This is a genomic window from Methanorbis furvi (assembly GCF_032714615.1).
Classification (GTDB): Archaea; Halobacteriota; Methanomicrobia; order Methanomicrobiales; family Methanocorpusculaceae; genus Methanocorpusculum; species Methanocorpusculum furvi.
On the sequence record NZ_JAWDKA010000005.1, the window covers coordinates 182207 to 201106 of the forward strand.

At 52.8% G+C, this 18900-nt stretch carries 14 protein-coding genes; 7 read left to right on the forward strand and 7 right to left on the reverse strand.

The window, feature by feature from the left end; all coding sequences use genetic code 11:
* Positions 1-24 precede the first annotated feature (24 nt).
* The 6 genes from McpAg1_RS05915 to McpAg1_RS05940 all read right to left on the reverse strand — a co-directional run bounded on the left by McpAg1_RS05915 (position 25) and on the right by McpAg1_RS05940 (position 7584).
* Positions 25-1026 (reverse strand): hypothetical protein, encoded by a 1002-nt coding sequence (locus McpAg1_RS05915; protein WP_338094373.1) that lies wholly within the window; start codon positions 1024-1026, stop codon positions 25-27.
* A 285-nt stretch (positions 1027-1311) separates the two neighbouring features.
* Positions 1312-2037 (reverse strand): MBL fold metallo-hydrolase, encoded by a 726-nt coding sequence (locus McpAg1_RS05920; protein WP_338094374.1) that lies wholly within the window; start codon positions 2035-2037, stop codon positions 1312-1314.
* A gap of 5 nt (positions 2038-2042) precedes the next feature.
* Entirely contained in the window at positions 2043-3326 is a 1284-nt protein-coding gene (locus McpAg1_RS05925; RefSeq protein WP_338094375.1) for an ATP-binding protein, read from the reverse strand.
* A 90-nt stretch (positions 3327-3416) separates the two neighbouring features.
* Positions 3417-4280, reverse strand: coding sequence for a tetratricopeptide repeat protein (locus tag McpAg1_RS05930; protein ID WP_338094376.1), 864 nt, complete (start codon positions 4278-4280; stop codon positions 3417-3419).
* Positions 4273-4911, reverse strand: a complete 639-nt coding sequence (gene cofC / locus McpAg1_RS05935; RefSeq protein ID WP_338094390.1) for a 2-phospho-L-lactate guanylyltransferase — start codon at positions 4909-4911, stop codon at positions 4273-4275. Before cofC ends, McpAg1_RS05930 begins: the two co-directional genes overlap by 8 nt.
* Before the next feature lie 177 nt (positions 4912-5088).
* Positions 5089-7584 carry a CDC48 family AAA ATPase gene (locus tag McpAg1_RS05940; RefSeq protein ID WP_338094377.1) on the reverse strand — a complete coding sequence of 832 codons (2496 nt, stop codon included), beginning with the start codon at positions 7582-7584 and terminating at the stop codon, positions 5089-5091.
* 163 nt (positions 7585-7747) lie between these two features.
* Here McpAg1_RS05940 and larC point away from each other — a divergent pair, with 163 nt between their 5' ends.
* Both larC and radB read left to right on the forward strand, forming a co-directional pair.
* Positions 7748-8920 carry a nickel pincer cofactor biosynthesis protein LarC gene (larC, locus tag McpAg1_RS05945; RefSeq protein WP_338094378.1) on the forward strand — a complete coding sequence of 391 codons (1173 nt, stop codon included), beginning with the start codon at positions 7748-7750 and terminating at the stop codon, positions 8918-8920.
* Complete coding sequence (radB, locus tag McpAg1_RS05950) at positions 8905-9582, forward strand: DNA repair and recombination protein RadB (RefSeq protein WP_338094379.1); 678 nt, start codon at positions 8905-8907, stop codon at positions 9580-9582. The genes larC and radB overlap by 16 nt, the downstream gene beginning before the upstream one ends.
* Positions 9583-9926: 344 nt before the next feature.
* On the opposite strand, the gene McpAg1_RS05955 is transcribed toward radB, so the two are convergent.
* Positions 9927-10757: an HAD family hydrolase gene (locus McpAg1_RS05955; RefSeq protein WP_338094380.1), complete on the reverse strand. Its 831-nt coding sequence runs from the start codon at positions 10755-10757 to the stop codon at positions 9927-9929.
* A gap of 455 nt (positions 10758-11212) precedes the next feature.
* Here McpAg1_RS05955 and McpAg1_RS05960 point away from each other — a divergent pair, with 455 nt between their 5' ends.
* From McpAg1_RS05960 to McpAg1_RS05980, 5 genes are all read left to right on the forward strand, one after another.
* Positions 11213-12184: a ribose 1,5-bisphosphate isomerase gene (locus McpAg1_RS05960; protein ID WP_338094381.1), complete on the forward strand. Its 972-nt coding sequence runs from the start codon at positions 11213-11215 to the stop codon at positions 12182-12184.
* 14 nt (positions 12185-12198) lie between these two features.
* Positions 12199-13416: a RuBisCO large subunit C-terminal-like domain-containing protein gene (locus McpAg1_RS05965; protein ID WP_338094382.1), complete on the forward strand. Its 1218-nt coding sequence runs from the start codon at positions 12199-12201 to the stop codon at positions 13414-13416.
* 249 nt (positions 13417-13665) lie between these two features.
* On the forward strand, positions 13666-14364 hold the full coding sequence (locus McpAg1_RS05970) for a DUF7518 family protein (RefSeq protein ID WP_338094383.1): 699 nt from the start codon (positions 13666-13668) through the stop codon (positions 14362-14364).
* A gap of 14 nt (positions 14365-14378) precedes the next feature.
* Positions 14379-17822 (forward strand): chromosome segregation protein SMC, encoded by a 3444-nt coding sequence (gene smc / locus McpAg1_RS05975; RefSeq protein ID WP_338094384.1) that lies wholly within the window; start codon positions 14379-14381, stop codon positions 17820-17822.
* Positions 17815-18570 carry a segregation/condensation protein A gene (locus tag McpAg1_RS05980; RefSeq protein ID WP_338094385.1) on the forward strand — a complete coding sequence of 252 codons (756 nt, stop codon included), beginning with the start codon at positions 17815-17817 and terminating at the stop codon, positions 18568-18570. Before smc ends, McpAg1_RS05980 begins: the two co-directional genes overlap by 8 nt.
* Positions 18571-18900: the final 330 nt, after the last annotated feature.

The following is an 18900-nucleotide window of genomic DNA, read 5'->3' on the forward strand; positions in this document are numbered from 1 at the left end:
GTATCATCGTGGTTTGAAAAAAAATCAGGTGTCTGAGGGCAGGTAGATATCCAGCTGTTTCTGAAGTTTGTTTCTCTGAATGTCCCACTTCTCATTTATTCTTCTGCGAAGCTCTGCTTCCAGCTCCGGGATTCGGTTTCCAATATATTTCTCGAAAAGTTCGGGTATGATTTTGTCGAAGTCGCGTTCATAAACACGTCCGTCTTCACCGATTGTTTGCATGCTTGACTGGAATGCGAGCGGATAGCCGAACGGCAGTATCATGTAGTGCACCACTTCTCTGGCAACCCGTCTGGTCCCAATTCTGAAGGGTTTGAGTATGCGAAACTCGCGGTGCCAGAGAAAAACCTGTTCCGCCGGATGATAACCGTCTGCGATTCTTTTGTAACATTTGGTAAGCTGCTTCTGCACCGCAATCTCATTTTCACGGGTGAGTTTTTCCGGTTCATGAATGTTGGCAACAATGGTGTTTCTCAGCCGCTGAATGAAGGAGGGCGTTACCTTGCGCGGGTTTGCGTTGCGCATCACGCTGCAGGTGTGAAGATTCTGAATTTCGTTGACGTCACGGAGAAATTTGCCGTTCGGAACCCTTCCGGTCTCAAGCATTGTGGCGACTTCGGAGAAGGTGAAGGTGTTGCCGTTGGTTTTTGCGGATTCGTGAATGTAGTGGTACTCGTGATCGTTTATGTGGTCTTTGATCTCCTCGGCAGTGAGGTAGTCATGATACCGCAGATCCAGATACCGATATTTTTCCAGCAGGAAGTACGCTTTTCCATCCACTGCATGTTCATATTTGAAGTTCTCCACCCGGTATGACGCCACTTTTTCACAACATTTCATCTCCAGTTCAAACCCGTGCAGCAGAATTGTTCGTGAGATCTCTGCATCAGTTGGCATGATTCCTGTTTTGATAAGTTTTGATGCCCGGAACTTTCGTGAGTCGCTGTTTACTTCACGAAGAAGATAATATTTTACGACGCCGTTCTGTACCCGCGGCTCTATCCGAAAATAGATGTCCTTTTTCATCCTGTACGTATGTGTTGGGACGCGAAAGATGTAGTAAGTTTCGACCGTGACTGTTTTGCATCCTTATTCATACGTCTCCCACGGAAAAGCAGAACACGCGGAGTCTCACTGAAAAAAGATCACGGAGCAGACGAGAACATCACAGAAATGAATTATTTTCGAATTCCGTGATGTTCACGTCTGCTCCGTGATGTTGAAATATTCTGTGGAATTCCGTGTGTTCCGTTTTTCCGTGGGCTAACCTGCGAAGAACATCGGTTGACAAACAAATAAATTAAAAAAAAATTATGTCCCCAAAACCCAGCTCTGCATATCGCGTGCGCCGTGCTCATAACTCCACCAGATCTTGTGGCTCATGTGGACGCACCAGAACTCTTTGGGATTGAGCTGTGCTGCAAGCTGCTCTGCATCTTTGATGTTCATGTGTTTGGAGATGTGGACCTCGGGTGGAAAAATTCCATCCAGCAGCAAAAGATCAGCGCCTTTCATCACGTCAAGCGTCTGCTCCGAAAGATCTGCAGTTGTGTCACAGGAGTAGACAAACACAGCGCCGTCAGCCTCAATCCGCACGCCGTAAGTTGGAGCATCATGCATTACCGGAAAAAGCGTCACCTGCATTCCGCAGATGTCGACTGCCTCGTATGCGGTCATTGGAACTTCGTTATGCCGCATGAACGAAAAGATTCCTCCACAGTAGTCAAGCACTTCGGGTGCACCGTAAACCGTGATAGGCTCGCGCTGCACGCGGTAGAAGTCTCCGAATCCCATGAAGTGATCATAGTGCCCGTGCGTCCAGATTACCGCGTCAATGATTGGTGAACCTGCCGCAAGAAGCTGGGCACGCATATCTGGTCCGGTATCAATCAGCAGATGTTTCCCTGCATGTTCCACAAGAATTGAGGTTCGCAGCCGCTGCTTTCCGGTCTCCCGTGCCTCCGTGCAGACCGGGCAGCTGCACCCGACCTTGGGCGTTCCGACAACATCCCCAGTACCAAGAACAGTGACCCGCATGATCTTTAGGTACAGCCTGCTCTGGCAATATTTCTGCGGTTCACCAGTTCCATACCTGCATTGACATCAGTTTCATTGATCTCCTTTCTGCCGGCAAGAAGCGCTGACACAATTGCCTCGGTCAGCATCATCCGAAGATCTGCTCCGGAGAATCCTTCAGTCTGTTCAGCGATGGTGGCAAAGTCCATCGTGCAGGGGATGTCGGTTGCCACATGCCGAAGAATTGCCTCGCGCATGGATACATCCGGCAGTGTGAAGGTGACGACTTCGTCAAACCTCCGCCATGCCGCATCATCCAGCATGCCGGCATGATTTGTCGCACCAATCAGGAGAACCTGATCCTTGATCAGATTGATGTGGTCAATACTTTTGAGAAGTGTGTTTACTGCACGCTTCATGGTACCGTTGTCGTCAGAAATACGGGTCTTGGCGATGTAGTCGAACTCATCGATGAAGAGAATGCAGGGCGCAATTTTTTTGGCAAGGTCGAAGATTCTGTCGATGTTCTTTGAGGTCTCTCCAAGATACTGCGAGGTCAGCATGGAAAGCCTGACTTCAAGGACCGGCATGTGCACTGAGCGCGAGAGGGCAAGGGCAAACGAGGTCTTACCGGTTCCGGGCGGACCGACCAGAAGAATTCTTCCCAGTTCGTAGATTCTGTGTCTGCGCAGGAACTCCTGATTCTCAAGAGAGATCTGCACTTTCCGAACGATCGCCATCTGATCAGAAGTGCAGACCAGATCTTCTAAGGAGAACTCAATCTCTTCGGGGGCATAGGCGACCACAAGGTCGGCGGCTTCCCGGAACGACTCGGATTTTGCGGTGAGCGCACCAATTTTTCCGGAGAGGGATGCAACGGTGTCCTCAAAGAGAGGAATGTTCTCCCGTGCAGTTTTGTAGGAGAGTCCCGATTCTCCTGATGTTTCAAACGAGAGGGCGAGAGCCGGATTTTTCATGACCGCCTCAGCACCTGCGTTGCGGAGGTACCATTTCATTGCCGGTGCGAAGGTTGTTACCGCAAACTGGCCGAGGTCGTTCACCACAAGGTAGGAGTTTTTTCCGTTCGCAATCAGACTGCGGGCAGCAAGGGCAGGGAAGTATGTTTTAAGCTGTCCTTCTTTTATGGCGACCGGCCGGGCGATGACGCCGGGGGCGTCTGGACAGAAGAGGGGACGCAGAGAAACTGGAAGATCATTTACGCCGAGTGCGGAGTTTCCGTTCACCACTTCTGCTGTCAGCACAATCTCTGTGAGCTGTAGCAGTCCGGAGTCAGTAGCAGTTGCGTCCATAGTATTCCATATATATGGGTGAAAAAACGGCATAAGGGTTTTGTACTGAACAGTAGTTCTTTTCCCTGTGGTTGATGCCAACTAAAATTGTTAGAAACTGTTTTCCCGTGCCGCTCTCAGAGCTGCCCAGCGGGTGCGGATGCGGAACTCGTCCCCTGGCTCGGGATTATTTTTGAGCGCTTCGCTGTAACAGTCAAGCGCCTCTGCCGACCGCCGCAGCTGTTCAAACACCACGCCTTTCATGAACAGAGTGGACGCAGCCTGTGAGGGGTCAGCTTCGATGGCCGCATCATAGTAGCGCAAGGCATCATACATCAGGCCTGCAGTTCTGAGATTGTTTGCACGCTCAAGCAATTCTGTGAAATCTCCTTTCGGCTGTTTGAACCCGCGCCGTTTTTCATACATCTCTGCTGCGTAAGGCGGGGCAAGAATGCCGCCGCTCTCTTTTGCAAGATTGACTTTGCAGAACCAGACCTGCGTGAGCATTGAGTCTTCGTTCGCATTACACCACTCTTCAGCGCGGTAAAAACAGTTTCCTGCATCCTCATACGCTTTCTTCTGCACAAACGCCTGCCCTCTGACGACGAGCGATGCCGCGTCCGGCGGCCTGAGCTGGTCAGCCTCGTCCAGCACTACAAGTGCTTCGTTTGGTTTTTCCGCATACAGAAGCGCTTCCGCCTGTAAAACATGCAGCATGGAAACAAAGGCTGCCATTTTTTCCGCGTCTTCTCCTACAAAGTTTTCTGAAGAAATTCCTGCACGTGCGGCGATGAAACACTCCGCAGACTCGGTGTACATGCCTTTTGCTTTCAGAACCGAGGCTTTGCCAACCCAGGCAAGAGGGTCTGTGCAGTCTGCAGCAATTGCCGCATCATATGCCCGAAGTGCTTCGTCAAGTTTTCCGGCAAGAGCGAGATCTTCTGCCTGGGTGATCAGGTCAGCTGCATCAGACAATTTTTTCACCGTTACGTACAACACCCACGCGGCCGTTCTCCACCGAGAGGGTAAAACCGTGTTCATAGAGCCACTCGCGTGCATTGCCGTGGCCGTGAATCATCAGCTCTACGAGATCTGAGGGCTCGTCCACGTCGGTTGACATGCGCATGGAGTCGATGATCTCAACCGTGAGGCCGAGTTCTTCGGCAATCTGGAGGTGTCTGCGGAACGAGAATCCATAATATTCCACGCGGAAGGGTTCGGGACGTTTGACAAAGATGACATTTGTTCCGCCGCCGAGCCCGGGAACAATTGCCATGTCTGCTTTGGTTGAGAGTACCCGCTGCAGGCTTCCGGGGGTGACCATGGGGAGGTCGGACATGATGATGAGTGCCGGACAGTGAAACTGCGGCAGTGCCCAGTTGATTGCTTCGTTGAGTCCTTCTTTGCGGATGGCAACGAGCGCTTCTTTGCAGGTGTACGGGGATGTACAGAGCAGTGTTGCCGTGCAGCCGGTTTTTCGCACAGCGGAGATGACGTCGCCAAGCATTACCTCTGCAAACTCTTCGCGTTCTTCCTGTGTCATAACAGAGGAGAGGCGGGTCTTGGGATTGACCGGTTTGTAGGGAATCAGGGCGTGGAAGTACATGATAGTAGTAATGGTTGCTGAAAATACTAGAAACTGTTTGTAATGGGCTGGCATGATGAGATTCTGAAACGCGAATCGCATGCCTTCGGCCTGCTCACCGCTTCGTGGAATAACGCGAATAAGAAAATCGCCAATGGCGATTTTTTATTCGCGCCATTCGCGTTTCAAAAAAAAGAGTTACTGGTATTCCACCAGATTTTGCACCTGTTTCGGCAGCCCGCCCTTAAACCGCAGACGAATGCCCTCATAATACTCACGGACCCGTTCGTTCATAGTCGGGTGAATCCGCAGCTTCGCATCCGCGAAATCTCTCTCGGACACAAACACCGCATTGCGGCGCAGGGAGTGCATTGCCGCCTCACGGCAGAGACTTTCCAGATCTGATCCCACATATCCTTCCGTGTCTGCGGCAATCTTTGCAATAAATGCGGAGCGTTCGGGGTCTTCCAGCACAATCTGCTTTTCAGCAGCAGCATCTGTAATCAGACGTCTCAGCTGTGGAGCAGAGAGTCCTTCCGGAGACTTTTCAATCTTCTTTGCAAACGTCTTGATCTGTTTGAGTGTAAGCGTCTTTCCGGCAAACTTCTCTGCAAGAGCAATCACTGCATCCTCGCTGCATCCTGCAAGCACCTCCGCTGCCTCATCCAGCATTGACTTTTCCAACGGCATGCTCCGCATGTGAACCGCAAGAATCGCCTCGCGGTCGGCAAGCTTCGGCTCGGTGATGTAGACCAGCCGGTCGAAACGTCCGGAACGCAACAGCGCAGGATCGATGATGTCAGGGCGGTTGGACGCCGCCAGAACGACCACGTCATTCAGCGGTTCAATACCATCCATCTCGGTCAGAATCTGGTTGAGCACATTTTCTGAAACCTTGCTGCCCTCGCCGTCCGCTCCCCGTGCAGGAGTGAGCGAATCGATCTCATCAAAGAAGATGATCGATGGAGCAACCTGACGTGCCTTGCGGAAGATCTCCCGCACCGCACGTTCTGACTCACCGACCCATTTTGAAAGTAACTGCGGACCCTTGATCGCAATGAAGTTAGCCCCGCTCTCGTTTGCGACCGCACGCGCAATCAGTGTCTTTCCTGTTCCCGGTGGTCCGTAGAGCAGAACTCCTTTCGGCGGCCTGATACCAAGCTGCGCAAACGAATCTTTGCGGGTGAACGGATACTCAACCGCCTCACGCACCTCAGTAAGAGCGCCCGCACATCCGCCCACATCAGTCCAGTGTGTGGCGACCGCCTCAATGGATATCTCCCGCATCGCCGACGGCGTAATTTCACGTGACGCCTCGGCGAAATCCTTTGCAGTCACCTCAAGTTTTCTGAGCACCTCGTCAGGAATGCGTTCAAGATCAAGATCAATCACATTCATCTGACGGCGCAGGGATCTGATCGCAGCCTCCCGCGCGAGCGAGGCAAGATCCGCACCGACAAACCCTCTGGAGAGTTGGGCAAGCTGGGCAAGAAGCCGCTCACGGTTTTTCTTGTACTCCTCCTCGGCTGCTTCGATCTTTTTTTCATGACCCTTCTGCTTAAGTTCCTTGATCTTCGCCGCACCCTCAAAGGGCATACCGCGCGTATGAATCTGGAGAATTTCGAGCCTGTCGGCTTCCGACGGAACACCGATCTCAATCTCGCGGTCGAACCTCCCCGGTCTGCGCAGAGCCGGATCGATTGCGTCCGGCCTGTTCGTTGCGCCAACCACGACGACTTGTCCGCGGTCAGCAATGCCGTCCATCATGGTGAGCAGCTGGGCGACGACACGCCGCTCCACTTCGCCGGTAACATCCTCTCTGCGCGGCGCAATTGAGTCAAGCTCGTCGATGAAGATGATCGACGGCGCGTTGGTCTCGGCCTCTTCAAAGACTTCCCTGAGCCGTTGTTCTGACTCGCCGTAATACTTGGAGATGATCTCAGGTCCCGCGATGGAGATGAAATGCGCACGACTCTCGTTTGCAACTGCTTTTGCAATCAGGGTTTTTCCTGTTCCCGGCGGTCCGTAGAGCAGAACTCCTTTCGGCGGTTCAATGCTCATCGTTTCAAAGAGTTCCGGATGGCGGATCGGCAGTTCGATCATCTCGCGGACACGGCGGAGTTCGCCTTTCAGGCCGCCGATGTCTTCGTAGCTGATGCTTTTGGTGCCCTCAAACTTTTCATGCTCTTCGTTGTAGAGAAAGTCGATTTCGGTCTCTGGGGCAATGATGCAGGCGCCTTCCGGTTCTATGGTCGAGATTTTGTACTCGAGATATTTATTGGGTATATTGGAGATGATTGGGAGAATGTCGCCGACGGTTATCGGGAAGTTGATTATGGACTCGCCAATTTCGTCAGGGTCGCCGTCCGAGATATTCGGCGGAGTGTTTGTCGGCGGGATGAGGTCGATGTGTTCTGCTTTGATCTGGTTTGTGACCGGGGTCACAATCACGCGGTCGCCAAGGCTTACGCCGGCGTTTGTCCGCGTGAACTTGTCGATGCGAATTTTTCCCAGTCCCCAGTCCGCGGTCATGGCACGCCAGGCTTTGGCAACTGTTTTGATTTTTCCTTCAATAATTACCAGCTGGCCCGGGGAGATGCCCAGTGCCTGCATGGTATCCGGGTCGATACGCGCCTTACCCCTGCCCTGATCCTCAGGATACGCGCTGTCCACTTTCAGTGATATTTCAGGCATTGGTAGTACATCTCACGGAATTGATTAATAATATTCTGTAGCGGGCGTTGAATTAGTATTTCTGTGGGCGGCTCATGAACGGAGATGTGGCATTGCAGGACTGTATATTCCCTGACCGGCAGGTTTTACTTTTCCCTGCTCAAGAGTACTAGTTACTATTCCTATGCGTTTGTTGGTAATTGATCCGAAGTTTGGCGCTGCAGGCGATATGGTTACCGGAGCGTTTCTTGCGGCTGGAGCTGACCGTGAAGCGGTTATTTGTGCGATGCGGTCGGTTGTTGCGGACCCGACGGTAGACGACGTCGTCCGCTGTGGCATGCCTGCCGTGTATGTGAAAACACATGCAGGACCTGCACACCGGACGCTTGAGGAGTTGCTCGCCCGTGTGGAGACTGCGGACGCACCGGCAGAGGCCGTCATTCTTGCAAAAAGGGTCTTCACACGAATCGCATCAGCCGAGGAGCAGGTGCACGGCACGCATCATCTGCATTTTCATGAGGTCGGGGCTGATGACGCGATAGCGGACGTGATTGGTGCATGCACCGGTTTTGTTTCGCTCAATATTGACGCAGTACATATTCTTCCAATTTCAGTCGGCTCAGGAACCGTGACCTGCGCCCACGGCATCATGCCGGTCCCGGCTCCAGCAACCGCAGAGATTTTGAAAAATTCTGACCTGACCGTCTCAACAGGTGAGTTTTCCGGAGAACTGTGCACACCAACAGGGGCAGCCCTTCTTGCGGAATTTTCTGCAACCTGCGGGACGAGAGAACATACCGGACGAATTGTTTCAATCGGCTGCGGAGCAGGGACGCGTGATCCTGCGGATCATCCGAATGTTCTGCGGGTGATGGTGATGGAGTCTGCGGTTCCCTTCTTCGGTCCGCAGGTTGATGTTCTGGAAACAAATGTGGACGACCTCTCCGGCGAGGTGCTTGCGTCCGTTGTTTCCCAGATGATCGAGTCAGGCGCACGCGATGCATGTGTTGTTCCTATCGTGATGAAAAAAGGACGGCCCGGCTATCTTGTGCGGGTGATCTGTTTGCCTGTTGATTCTGAGCGGTTGGCGCGGCTGCTTGCACGCGAGACCGGCAGCCTTGGCATCAGATGTATGCCTATGGTGCACAGATTTGTTGCAGACCGCGTGATCTCTTCTGAGACCGTGGTCGTAAATGGATACACGTTTGCGATCGATGTGAAGACTGCGTTTATGGACGGCGCTGCCTACTCAAAGAAGGCTGAGTTTGATCAGGTGCAAAAAGCTGCGGACACTGTCGGGGTTTCTGTTCGGGATATGAAGCGGATTGTTGAGGAGGAGGCATGGAAGAGAAAATAGTTCAGAAGATCTCAACGAGCGTCGCAGGGTTCGACCGATTGCTTGGCGGCGGGCTTGAGCCGCAGATGATCACCCAGTTTGTGGGAGAGGCGGGCTCCGGTAAAAGTACTCTCTGCATGGTTGCGGCAGTTTCTGTGCTGCGACAGGGCGGCGGCGTTGTGTATGTGGACTCCGAAGGATTTTCGGTGGACCGTTTCTCGCAGATTGCAGGGGAGGATACGCCTGAACTTCTGAAACGGATTTATGTGCTTGAACCGATAACATTCGCCGAGCAGGGTGCTATGATTGCGAGTGCTGAGTCGCTTCTGCGTGCAAAAAAGGCGGATCTTTTAGTGGTGGACTCGGCGACTGCTCTCTATCGTGTGGAGCAGATGGAGACCAAGGAGGCGCTGTCGATGCTTTCCCATCAGATGATGGTGCTGCTTGCGCTTGCGAAACGTTTCTCGGTCCCTGCTCTTATCACCAATCAGGTGTTTATGGATGTGGAGAAAAACAGGCTTAGCGGCCTTGGGGGAACAGCCCTTGCCCATATCTCAAAAGCGATTGTTCGTGTGGAGAAGCGAGAAGGCTTCCGACGAGCGGTGATAACCAAGCACCGGTCACGGCCGGAAGGCGAGTTCTGGGATTTTGTGATTACGGGTTTTGGTGTTTCGGACCGGTAATTTTTTTTGGAAGTATAATGTGAAACGCGAATAGCGCGAATTGCATGCCTTCGACATGCCGCGAATAAAAAATCGCCAATGGCGATTTTTCAAAAAAAAATATTTGTCTATCTCTGGGTGCTTTTATCTAAAACAATAACTTAGTATTCTCTCAAAAATCGCCATTGGCGATTTTTTATTCCGCGAAGCGGTGAGCAGGCCGAAACGACTCCTGAAAGGAGGAGTTAAACACGACGGAACGGCGTGTGAAAGGCATGCGATTCGCGCTATTCGCGCCATTCGCGTTTTTTTACATAAAACCAAAGCATGCGATTTGCGTTTTGAAATTTAATCTCCGCGTAGTTTTATTCCATCTCGCAGCCGTCGACCAGTCCTTTAACAATTCTTACCGTGTCGCAGATGTTGTCGATCACATAATCAGCGGTTTCGTATAATATTTCCGGACGTTTTCCTTCCTGCTGGACGGTGAGGACGGCGATATCTGCTGACTTCATAGCAGAGAGGTCATTGATTCCGTCTCCGGTCATGACGACCACATTGTACTCGGTTTTGAGATTTTGCACAATCTGTGCTTTGGTGACCGGTGTTGCAACGCCATGCACGCGGTTTCTGGGAATGCCAATCTGATCAGCAATCATTTCTAATTTTGCGGTTCGGTCGCCTGATGCGATGAAGACGGCAACTCCCATTCCATGCAAAGTCGCCACCATCTCACGGACTCCGGGGAACGGGTATCCTGCGGCTGCAATGGTGAACTCGATTTTTTCGGTGCGGAGATTTACGATAGCCCCTGCATTGAGCGCGAAACTCTCGCTCTGTTTTGAGACCGTCATCCAGCAGTCACGGATGACCTTCTGCATGTCGGCAATTCTCGCTTCGGTGTCCTGATAGAGGATACTCCCGACAACGTCGGAAACAATCACCTGTCTGCCGCAGCTGATGCCAAATCCGGTTTTTGTCTCGGTGAGGTACTCAGAGAGCAGTCCGTCAGGGTTAGCCTGCATGATCTCTCGTGAGTGCAGGTTCAGAAGCACTAAAATCCGGTCCGGGTCCTGAAAGGTCAGGGTTGTTGTCTCAACGCACGCATCCGGCACCTGATGGTCCGAAACAGAGAGTACGCTCCGCACTGTTCTGAGGAGTGTTCCCGCGCTGTCAAAAACCGCTGCCACTGTCATCTTGATTCTTATTCTGTTTCTAAGATCAATAATTCTTTCTTTGTTTTGGTGGAGTGAAATTTCGAAACGCGAACCGCATGCCTTCGGCCTGCTCACCGCTTCGCGGAATAGCACGAATAGCGCGAATTGCATGCCTTTCACACGCCGTTCCGTCGTGTTTAACTCCTCCTTTCAGGAGTCGTTTCGGCCTGCTCACCGCTTCGCGGAATAAAAAATCGCCAATGGCTATTTTCAAGAAATTACTACTGTTCTCTCTCTCCATTCAGAGAAGCACTATCAATATTTTTCTTTGAAAAATCGCCATTGGCGATTTTTTATTCGTGCTATTCGTGCTATTCGCGTTTTCTCTATATAGACCAAAAACATGCGAATCACGTTTCAAAATTCCCGCGGTCACCACACCGAAAATACCCGCACCCGCACTTATTTATCGTAAGCCTCCCTTCTTTTAGCTAATGACACTCCTCCAGACAGCTGAGCAGATCCAAACCATGCAGATCCGCGGCGCTGGAAAAATCGCCCGCGAAGCAGTTGCCGCACTGCGAGACCATGCAGAAACCCTTCCCCGAACCGGAGATGTTGCCGCATTCATCCGGGAGATGGAACATGCCGCAAGCATACTTCTCGGCACAAGACCGACCGCCGTCTCTCTTCCCAATGCCATCCAGATGGTTATGCGCGACGTCCGCACCGCCAGAACCGAAGAAGCCGCACGTCGCATCCTCCGCGAAAAAGCAGACGCATTCATCTGGTCGTCCAGGACCGCTCTTGACCGCATTGCCGCCATGGGAGCAAACCACATCCCTGACGGCAGTATCGTCATGACGCACTGCAACTCAAAAGCAGCCCTCGGCTGCATCCTTGAAGCAAAACGGCAGGGAAAAGACATCGAGGTTTACGCAACCGAAGTGCGGCCCTGGAATCAGGGACGGCTCACCATCAAAACCCTCAACGACAACGAAATTCCCACCACCTACTTTGTCGACTCCGCAGTCCGGTCGATGATGAAAGAGATCGACCTGGTCATCGTGGGCGCTGACGCGATCACTGTCAACGGAGCGGTTGTGAACAAAATTGGAACCTCACAGATCGCCCTGTGCGCAAACGAAGCACGCAAAAACGTCATCGTGACCGCCGAGACCTACAAGTTTGCTCCAAGAACCATTCTCGGCGAACTTATCCAGATCGAGGAACGGGCACAGAACGAAGTCCTGCCCGATGACATCGCAGCAACGCTCCCGTTCGTCCGCGTGAAAAATCCGGTCTTTGACGTAACTCCCGCAGACTACATTGATATGATAATCACCGAAGCAGGCGCTCTTCCCCCGCATCTCGCCTACACCATCATGCGCGAGTATCTCGGCTGGGGACTTGACGAACTGCAGAACCAGTTTCTCGGCGCCAGAACCGGCACCGAGTTTCGATAAATGAGGCTTCTTTCATGAATGATCTGATTGCCACTTACTACTTCCGGCCAAAGAACGGCGTTACTGCTGACTTTGCCGCGCATGCCATCTCAGAAGAACAGACCACGGGAACATGGACCGACCTCTGCACTGTGAATGACGAGACTGCGTACGTTCATGCCTACGACGGAGAGGTTCTTGAGATCTCGCCTGCTGACGGCGGGTTCATTACAAAAATCCGCTACCCGTACGAGATCTTTGAGCCGGGAAACATCCCGCAGTATCTTTCCGTGATCGCCGGAAACCTGTTCGGTCTTGGAAAACTTGAGGCGGTCCGTCTCCTTGACATCGACATCCCTGCGCAGCTTGCGGCTGTTGAGACCGGCCCGAAGTACGGTATTGACGGAGTTAGAAAAATCGTCGGCACTGAAACCTCCCGCCGTCCGCATGTGGGAACAATTATTAAACCAAAAGTCGGTCTGAGCCCTTCGGACACGGCAAAAGTTGCCTATGAGGCGGCGATTGGCGGCGTTGATCTGATCAAGGATGATGAGACCCTGACGGATCAGAAGTTCTGCCCTTTAATGGAGCGGCTGGAGGTGGTTATGGACGCGCTTAACGATGCCGAGCAGGAGACCGGACGCAAAGTTCTGTATGCGCTCAACGTCACGACAGGCGGCGACCGGATTGTTGAGGTTGGCGTGAACGCTGTGCGGGCAGGCGCAAACATGCTGATGGTGGATGTTTTGACCGCAGGATTTTCCGCGGTGCAGGCACTTGCCCGCGATCCGGCAATCACTGTTCCCATTCATGTTCACCGGACGATGCACGGCGCATTTACCCGCAATCCGTATCACGGGATTGCGATGCGGCCTATTGCAAAACTTGTCCGCATCTGCGGTGGTGACCAGCTGCATACAGGAACTGTCTCCGGCAAAATGGGCGGGTCGGTTGAAGAGGTGTTAAGCGACAACAAATCCCTGACCGAGCGGTTCGGCTTTGTGCGGCCGGTGTTTCCGGTGGCGTCGGGCGGTCTGCATCCCGGCAAAGTTCATGCAGAGCTTGCGACGCTTGGAACAGATATTGTTCTTCAGGCAGGCGGCGGCATTCACGGCCATCCTGACGGAACCCGCGCCGGAGCCTGTGCCATGCGCCAGGCAGTGGACGCGTTCCTTGCCGGAGCTTCTGCTGAGGAGTATGCGAAGACGCATACGGAACTTGCACAGGCCCTTGGTAAATGGGGCGCGAAATAATTTTACTTTTTTTTTGGAATTTTCAAAACGCGAATCGCATGCGATTCATGTTTCATATATCTATCCTGCCTCCTGCCTCTCAAAAAAATTTCATCACGCCAAACCAACACCACAAATCACGTGTTCGGGACGCAAATATCTTATAGAATAGGCGCAGAAAGACCTATTAATTAATTCACAAGGACTCATGCGCTCATGGATACAAGAATGAAATTTTTAGAACACGAACTTGCCGAACAGGAACGTGAAATGAATATCAAACACGAAGCAGGTGCAGATGCCGCAGCATCATCCGCAAAATCGGAAAATACCGAAGCACTTGAGCGAAAAGTTCGCGAACTCGAAGCAATGGTAAAAGGACTCACCGAAGAGATGCTGGACCTCAAATCCGTCACCCGCAAACTCACCATGCAGCTTGAAGAGATGCGTGGCGGCCAGTCCAGAGTTCACGCAGAATCGCGTTTCGGCCAGAAAAAACCCGAAGAACAGGCCACGGAAATCTCCCGCGGTGCTGCGGCAGCTCCCGCATCCTCACGAACTGCACCGGTCCGCGCCGCCCCCGGCCGTCGCCCGGCAGTCGCCGAAGAAGAACCTGCCCCGGCAGCCCGTGCAATGCCCCAGCGCCCTGGCCCGGCTGCAGCCCCCGTGCGCGCCGGTGCTGCAACCTCCCGCCACACCATCTCATCCCCGATCCCCGAACGCATGCCTGAACCCGAACCGGAAGTCCCGGTCGAGCAGCTCAAAGCAGGTCAGTTCGAGTACGTCATGCAGCCGGACGGCACCATTCAAAAACGCAAAAAGACGACCGACCACAGCGTCATCATCGCCGGAACCGGTTACAACCCAGGTCACGCCTCCCGATCTGCCGCTATTCGTCCTGACTCGGACGCAGTCATTGAAGCAGCCGAAGACGACGCCATAACCGACGACGCCAAAAACCGCCGCTAACATTGGAGTAACCAGTGCACATCGTTCAGGTTGACATCGATAACTTCAAATCTTTTTCCCGGAAAACCAAAATTCCTTTTTACGAAGGATTCACCGTAATTTCCGGTCCAAACGGCTCGGGAAAAAGTAACATTATCGACTCTATACTCTTTGTACTGTCCCTCTCCAGCGCACGCTCTCTGCGTGCCGAAAAACTCACCGACCTCATCAACAACATCTCAGGCAAACACACCGCCGAAGTCACACTTACCTTTTCTGACGAAACCAAAATCCGGCGGCGGATCAAACGAACACCAAGCGGCTACTACAGCTACTATTATCTGAACGAAAGGCTCTGCACCCAGACCGACGTCTTGGCATACCTTTCCAAATACGGCATCAAACCGCATGGATACAACGTCGTAATGCAGGGTGACGTCACCCGCATCATGGAGATGAGCGACCTCGACCGGCGCAGAATGATCGACGAGATTGCAGGTGTTGCTGAGTTTGACTCGAAAAAAGAGCAGGCACTCACCGAACTTGAACAGGTGCGGGCACGAATAGAACGCGAAGAGCTCCTGCTTGCAGACCTTGCGGCACGAATCGAAGAGCTCAAAGAAGCACGCGAAGGTGCGGTCAAATACCAGAAACTCCAGACCGAACTCGACTACTTCCGTGCAGCAAGACAGGTTGCCCAACTGCGCGATCTTGAACGCGAGCTCTCCACCATCGCTCTTGCCAAAACCGATCAGGAGACTGAACTCGTCCGCATTAACGAGTCGGTCTCCCTTGAGACGCACGAACGTAGCTGCCGGATGGAGGATGTCAAAGATATCGACCGGCAGATCTCAGAAAAAAGCGGTCCTGAATACATCAAACTTCTCGCCGATCTTGAAGCCGAACGCGGCAACATTCGTGTGGCTGACCAGACGATCAGCCGGCTGAAAAAGGAAAAGGATGCCAACCTCAGCTCGATGAACGATATCTTCATCGACATGAAGCGGTTTGAGAACTCTCTGGCTGACAAGAACAAAGAGTCCCGCCAGCTCCAGATCGACCGGGCGAACCTTGCGATGGAGCACGAAGCCCAGAAAAAGATCCTTGATCAGGTTCAGGTGCTGATGGACAAAAAGAGCAAGGACTCCGAAGGTGCCCAGACCGAACTCATTTCCCTGATGGGTCAGATTGAAGACCAAAAAGCGGAACGTTCCACCATCCTCTCCGAACGCGACGGCATAATTGAGCGCAGCCGTATTCGTGCACAGGAATCTGAACGGATGAAACGTCTCCAGACCCAGCTTCTTGAAGAACGTGCCGAAAAGCAGGGCGAAATTGCCTCGCTCGAACGCGAACTTTCCGAGAAACAAAAAGAAAAGTCCGTGTTCGATAAGCAGATCGGTGAAGCCGACCGGTCAATGATGTCATGCCGCAGATCACTTGAACCGATCCGCGGAGAAATCCAGCAGCTGACCCAGAAGATGATGCGGCTTGAGGCGCAGCAGCAGGTCTCGGCTGAATCGAACCGTGCAATTTCCGCGGTTCTTGAGATGAACGGCGTGTCGGGAACAATCGCACGGCTCGGCAAAGTGCCGTCCGAGTACACGACCGCTCTCAACATTGCCGCAGGCGGCAGACTGCATAACGTGGTCGTTGACACGGATCAGACCGCTTCTGATGCCATCCGGTATCTGAAAGAGGAGCGGCTGGGCAGGGTTACGTTTTTGCCCCTGAACAAGATCAAGCCGCCTGCTCCTCTGCCGCCGGTCGCCGGCAGCGGTGTTGTCGATTACGCGATTAATCTTGTCGAGTTTGACGAGCAGTACCGTAACGCGTTCAGTCTGGTGTTCGGTCAGACCGTTGTTGTAGAAACTCTTGAAGCCGGTCGGCGTCTGATGGGCAGATTCCGCATGGTTACTCTTGACGGCGAACTTCTGGAAAAAGCCGGCGCGATGACGGGAGGATCGATCCGAAAGGACATTCACGGATTCGGCGCTGCTGTTGACAAGGAGTCTGCCGTAATTGGTGCAAAGCTTTCTGCGCTGCGTGCTGAAGAGGCGGATCTTACGGCTGCTGAGTCGCGCAACAAAGCGGTTGCTGATGGTCTGCGCTCTGAGAAGAGCGAGATTGATGCGGCGGTGACCAAGCTCGAGCTGACGATTGCTGAAGCCAACCGTCGTCTTGATGCGATCGCTGATGAAGAGCTTTCACTGAACGAGTCGCTGTCCGGTCTGGAGCATGATGCAAAGGAGGTCTCTGCAAAGGTTGCCGAGCTTGAGGTGCGCCAGGATGCGCTGACCGATCAGATCACGGTGATGAATGATAGAATCTCTGAGATCCGGAAAGTTCTGGATGAGTCTGAGTTTACGCTGCTGACCGAGAAGTTACAGAAGGCGCGACGCGAGGCTGATGATGTGAAGCGTCGTCTGGATACGAAGGAGGCGGATCTGCTGGATGTGAACCGTGACCGTCAGTACTTCAAAAAACGTCTGGATGAGCGGACTGCTGATAAGGACGCTCTTGCGGCAAAGAATGCGAAGCTTGACGAGGAGATCTCCGCATGCAATCAGCAGATTGAGAACGCGAAGTCTGCAATTGCGGCACTTGAGGAGAAGCAGAAGTCGTTTACCGGCGAGCTTGAGGTTCTGCGCAATGAACGTGCGGCACTTCAGGCGAAGGTGGACGAGTCACAGGCACGGCTGTTGTCTCTGAACTCTGAGATTGAACGGTGCCGCGTGCAGATCTCTGCTCTTGATGAGAAGGCAGCGAGTGTTTCTTCGGAAATTGAGGAAATTCGCGGCACGGTGACCGATGAGGTTGAGTGCACGCTTTCGATGGATGAGATCGAGGAAGGGATGGCGACGACTGAGCGGGCGATCCGCAAACTTGGCGCGGTAAACATGCTGGCTATTGAGCAGTATGATGAGGCGGTGACCAAGTCTGCGGAACGCACGGCCAGGAAAGATGTTCTGTCGCGCGAGCGTGAGGCACTGCTGGAACGTATCGAGAGTTTTGCGAAGATGAAGTTCGAGGCGTTTATGGAGGCGTATCTTGCTATCAATGCAAACTTCCAGGATATTTTCGCGCGGCTTACGATGGGGTCGGGACATCTTGTTCTGGACAGCCCCGAGGATCCGTTCCTTGGCGGCATGACGTTTGAGGTGCGGCCGCGCGATAAGGAGGTACACCGCTTGAATATGATGTCGGGCGGTGAGAAGTCTCTGACGACGTTGTCGTTTATTTTTGCGATTCAGCGGTATATGCCAGCTCCCTTCTATGCGTTTGACGAAGTTGATATGTCGCTTGATGGGGCGAATGTGGAGCGGATTTCTCAGATGGTGCGGGAGATGTGTTCGTCGAGTCAGTTTGTGATTGTGTCGCTGAGAAAGCCGATGATTGAGGCGGCGGATCGAATTATGGGGGTGACGATTCGTCCGGATAAGAGTACGCTTGTCACGGGCGTGAAGACGAATGTCTGAGGAACCTGTCGAGATTCTGGTGCAGATGGCGGAACGCGGAGAGATTGATCCGTGGAATATTGATATTGTGGAGGTGACGGACCGGTTCCTCGCTGAACTTGAGCGCAGACGCGAGCTGGATCTGCGCGTGTCAGGTAGGACGTTGTTTTACTCGTCGGTTCTTCTGCGGATGAAGTCCGAGTATCTGGATGTGCCGGCTGAACCTGAGGAGGATGAGTTTGCCGAGGATGATCCGTTTGCAGAAGGCGCTGATCCGTTTGCTGAGGATGTGGTGACTGCGCGTGCTCTTGGTCCTATTGAGATGCTGGAGCGCGAGATTGATCGCCGTATCAAGCGAAAGGATGCGCGTAAGCGGCCGGTGACTTTGTATGAGCTGATTACTCAGCTGAAACTGGCGGAGAAGGCGGAGCGCCGCCGTCAGCGCCGCAGGAAGTTTGTGAATCCTGATGAGGAGGCGTTTCCTGAGCCTGATGCTGATGACGTTGTGGGAATTGCCCATGATGAGGCGTATGATGCGATGGCGAAGCAGATTTATGCGCTGGTGATTGTTCATCCTGATGCGCGTGATCCGGGCGTGTCTTTGTATGAGCTGGTCTCAGCCCTGCACTGGCCGCTGTATCAGGTGTATATTCCATGCCTGTTTCTGATGCTGGAGGGTCTGGTTGATCTGGAGCAGGATGAGTTCTTTGGTGATTTATGGGTGGTGATTTCTGATGGTTGTACAACGAAGAGTGATGAAACAGCGTAATTTCTGGAAAATTGTTGGTGTGATTCTGATTGTGCTCTGTATCGCAGGTCTTGCTGTTGTTGCGGCAGGAAGCCTGTTGACTCAGCTCTTTTGAGAATCTGCGGATATGTTGAGTATAAATACATCCACGTCGTATGTTGTTAGCTCACAGTCACTCGTGTGTTTTGTGAGAAATCAGGCGAGTTCTTTCGTCTGATTGGTAGCATCCAGCAGTTCGGAGGGTTTATATCTTCTCAGAACGTATGATGTTACCTCGCAAACAGCGCGACCTGCGCTGAGATGGCGAACCCTCAAAAGTTCACATCTCGTGCAGTCTCGAAGAGTATAAAT

What these genes read in the sequence shown, in the direction of transcription:
- McpAg1_RS05915 (WP_338094373.1), bottom strand. Translation starts at nt 1,026, where the DNA reads ATGAAAAAGGACATCTATTTTCGGATAGAGCCGCGGGTACAGAACGGC.
- McpAg1_RS05920 (WP_338094374.1), bottom strand. Translation starts at nt 2,037, where the DNA reads ATGCGGGTCACTGTTCTTGGTACTGGGGATGTTGTCGGAACGCCCAAG.
- McpAg1_RS05925 (WP_338094375.1), bottom strand. Translation starts at nt 3,326, where the DNA reads ATGGACGCAACTGCTACTGACTCCGGACTGCTACAGCTCACAGAGATT.
- cofC (WP_338094390.1), bottom strand. Translation starts at nt 4,911, where the DNA reads ATGTACTTCCACGCCCTGATTCCCTACAAACCGGTCAATCCCAAGACC.
- McpAg1_RS05940 (WP_338094377.1), bottom strand. Translation starts at nt 7,584, where the DNA reads ATGCCTGAAATATCACTGAAAGTGGACAGCGCGTATCCTGAGGATCAG.
- larC (WP_338094378.1), top strand. Translation starts at nt 7,748, where the DNA reads ATGCGTTTGTTGGTAATTGATCCGAAGTTTGGCGCTGCAGGCGATATG.
- radB (WP_338094379.1), top strand. Translation starts at nt 8,905, where the DNA reads ATGGAAGAGAAAATAGTTCAGAAGATCTCAACGAGCGTCGCAGGGTTC.
- McpAg1_RS05955 (WP_338094380.1), bottom strand. Translation starts at nt 10,757, where the DNA reads ATGACAGTGGCAGCGGTTTTTGACAGCGCGGGAACACTCCTCAGAACA.
- McpAg1_RS05960 (WP_338094381.1), top strand. Translation starts at nt 11,213, where the DNA reads ATGACACTCCTCCAGACAGCTGAGCAGATCCAAACCATGCAGATCCGC.
- McpAg1_RS05965 (WP_338094382.1), top strand. Translation starts at nt 12,199, where the DNA reads ATGAATGATCTGATTGCCACTTACTACTTCCGGCCAAAGAACGGCGTT.
- McpAg1_RS05970 (WP_338094383.1), top strand. Translation starts at nt 13,666, where the DNA reads ATGAATATCAAACACGAAGCAGGTGCAGATGCCGCAGCATCATCCGCA.
- McpAg1_RS05980 (WP_338094385.1), top strand. Translation starts at nt 17,815, where the DNA reads ATGTCTGAGGAACCTGTCGAGATTCTGGTGCAGATGGCGGAACGCGGA.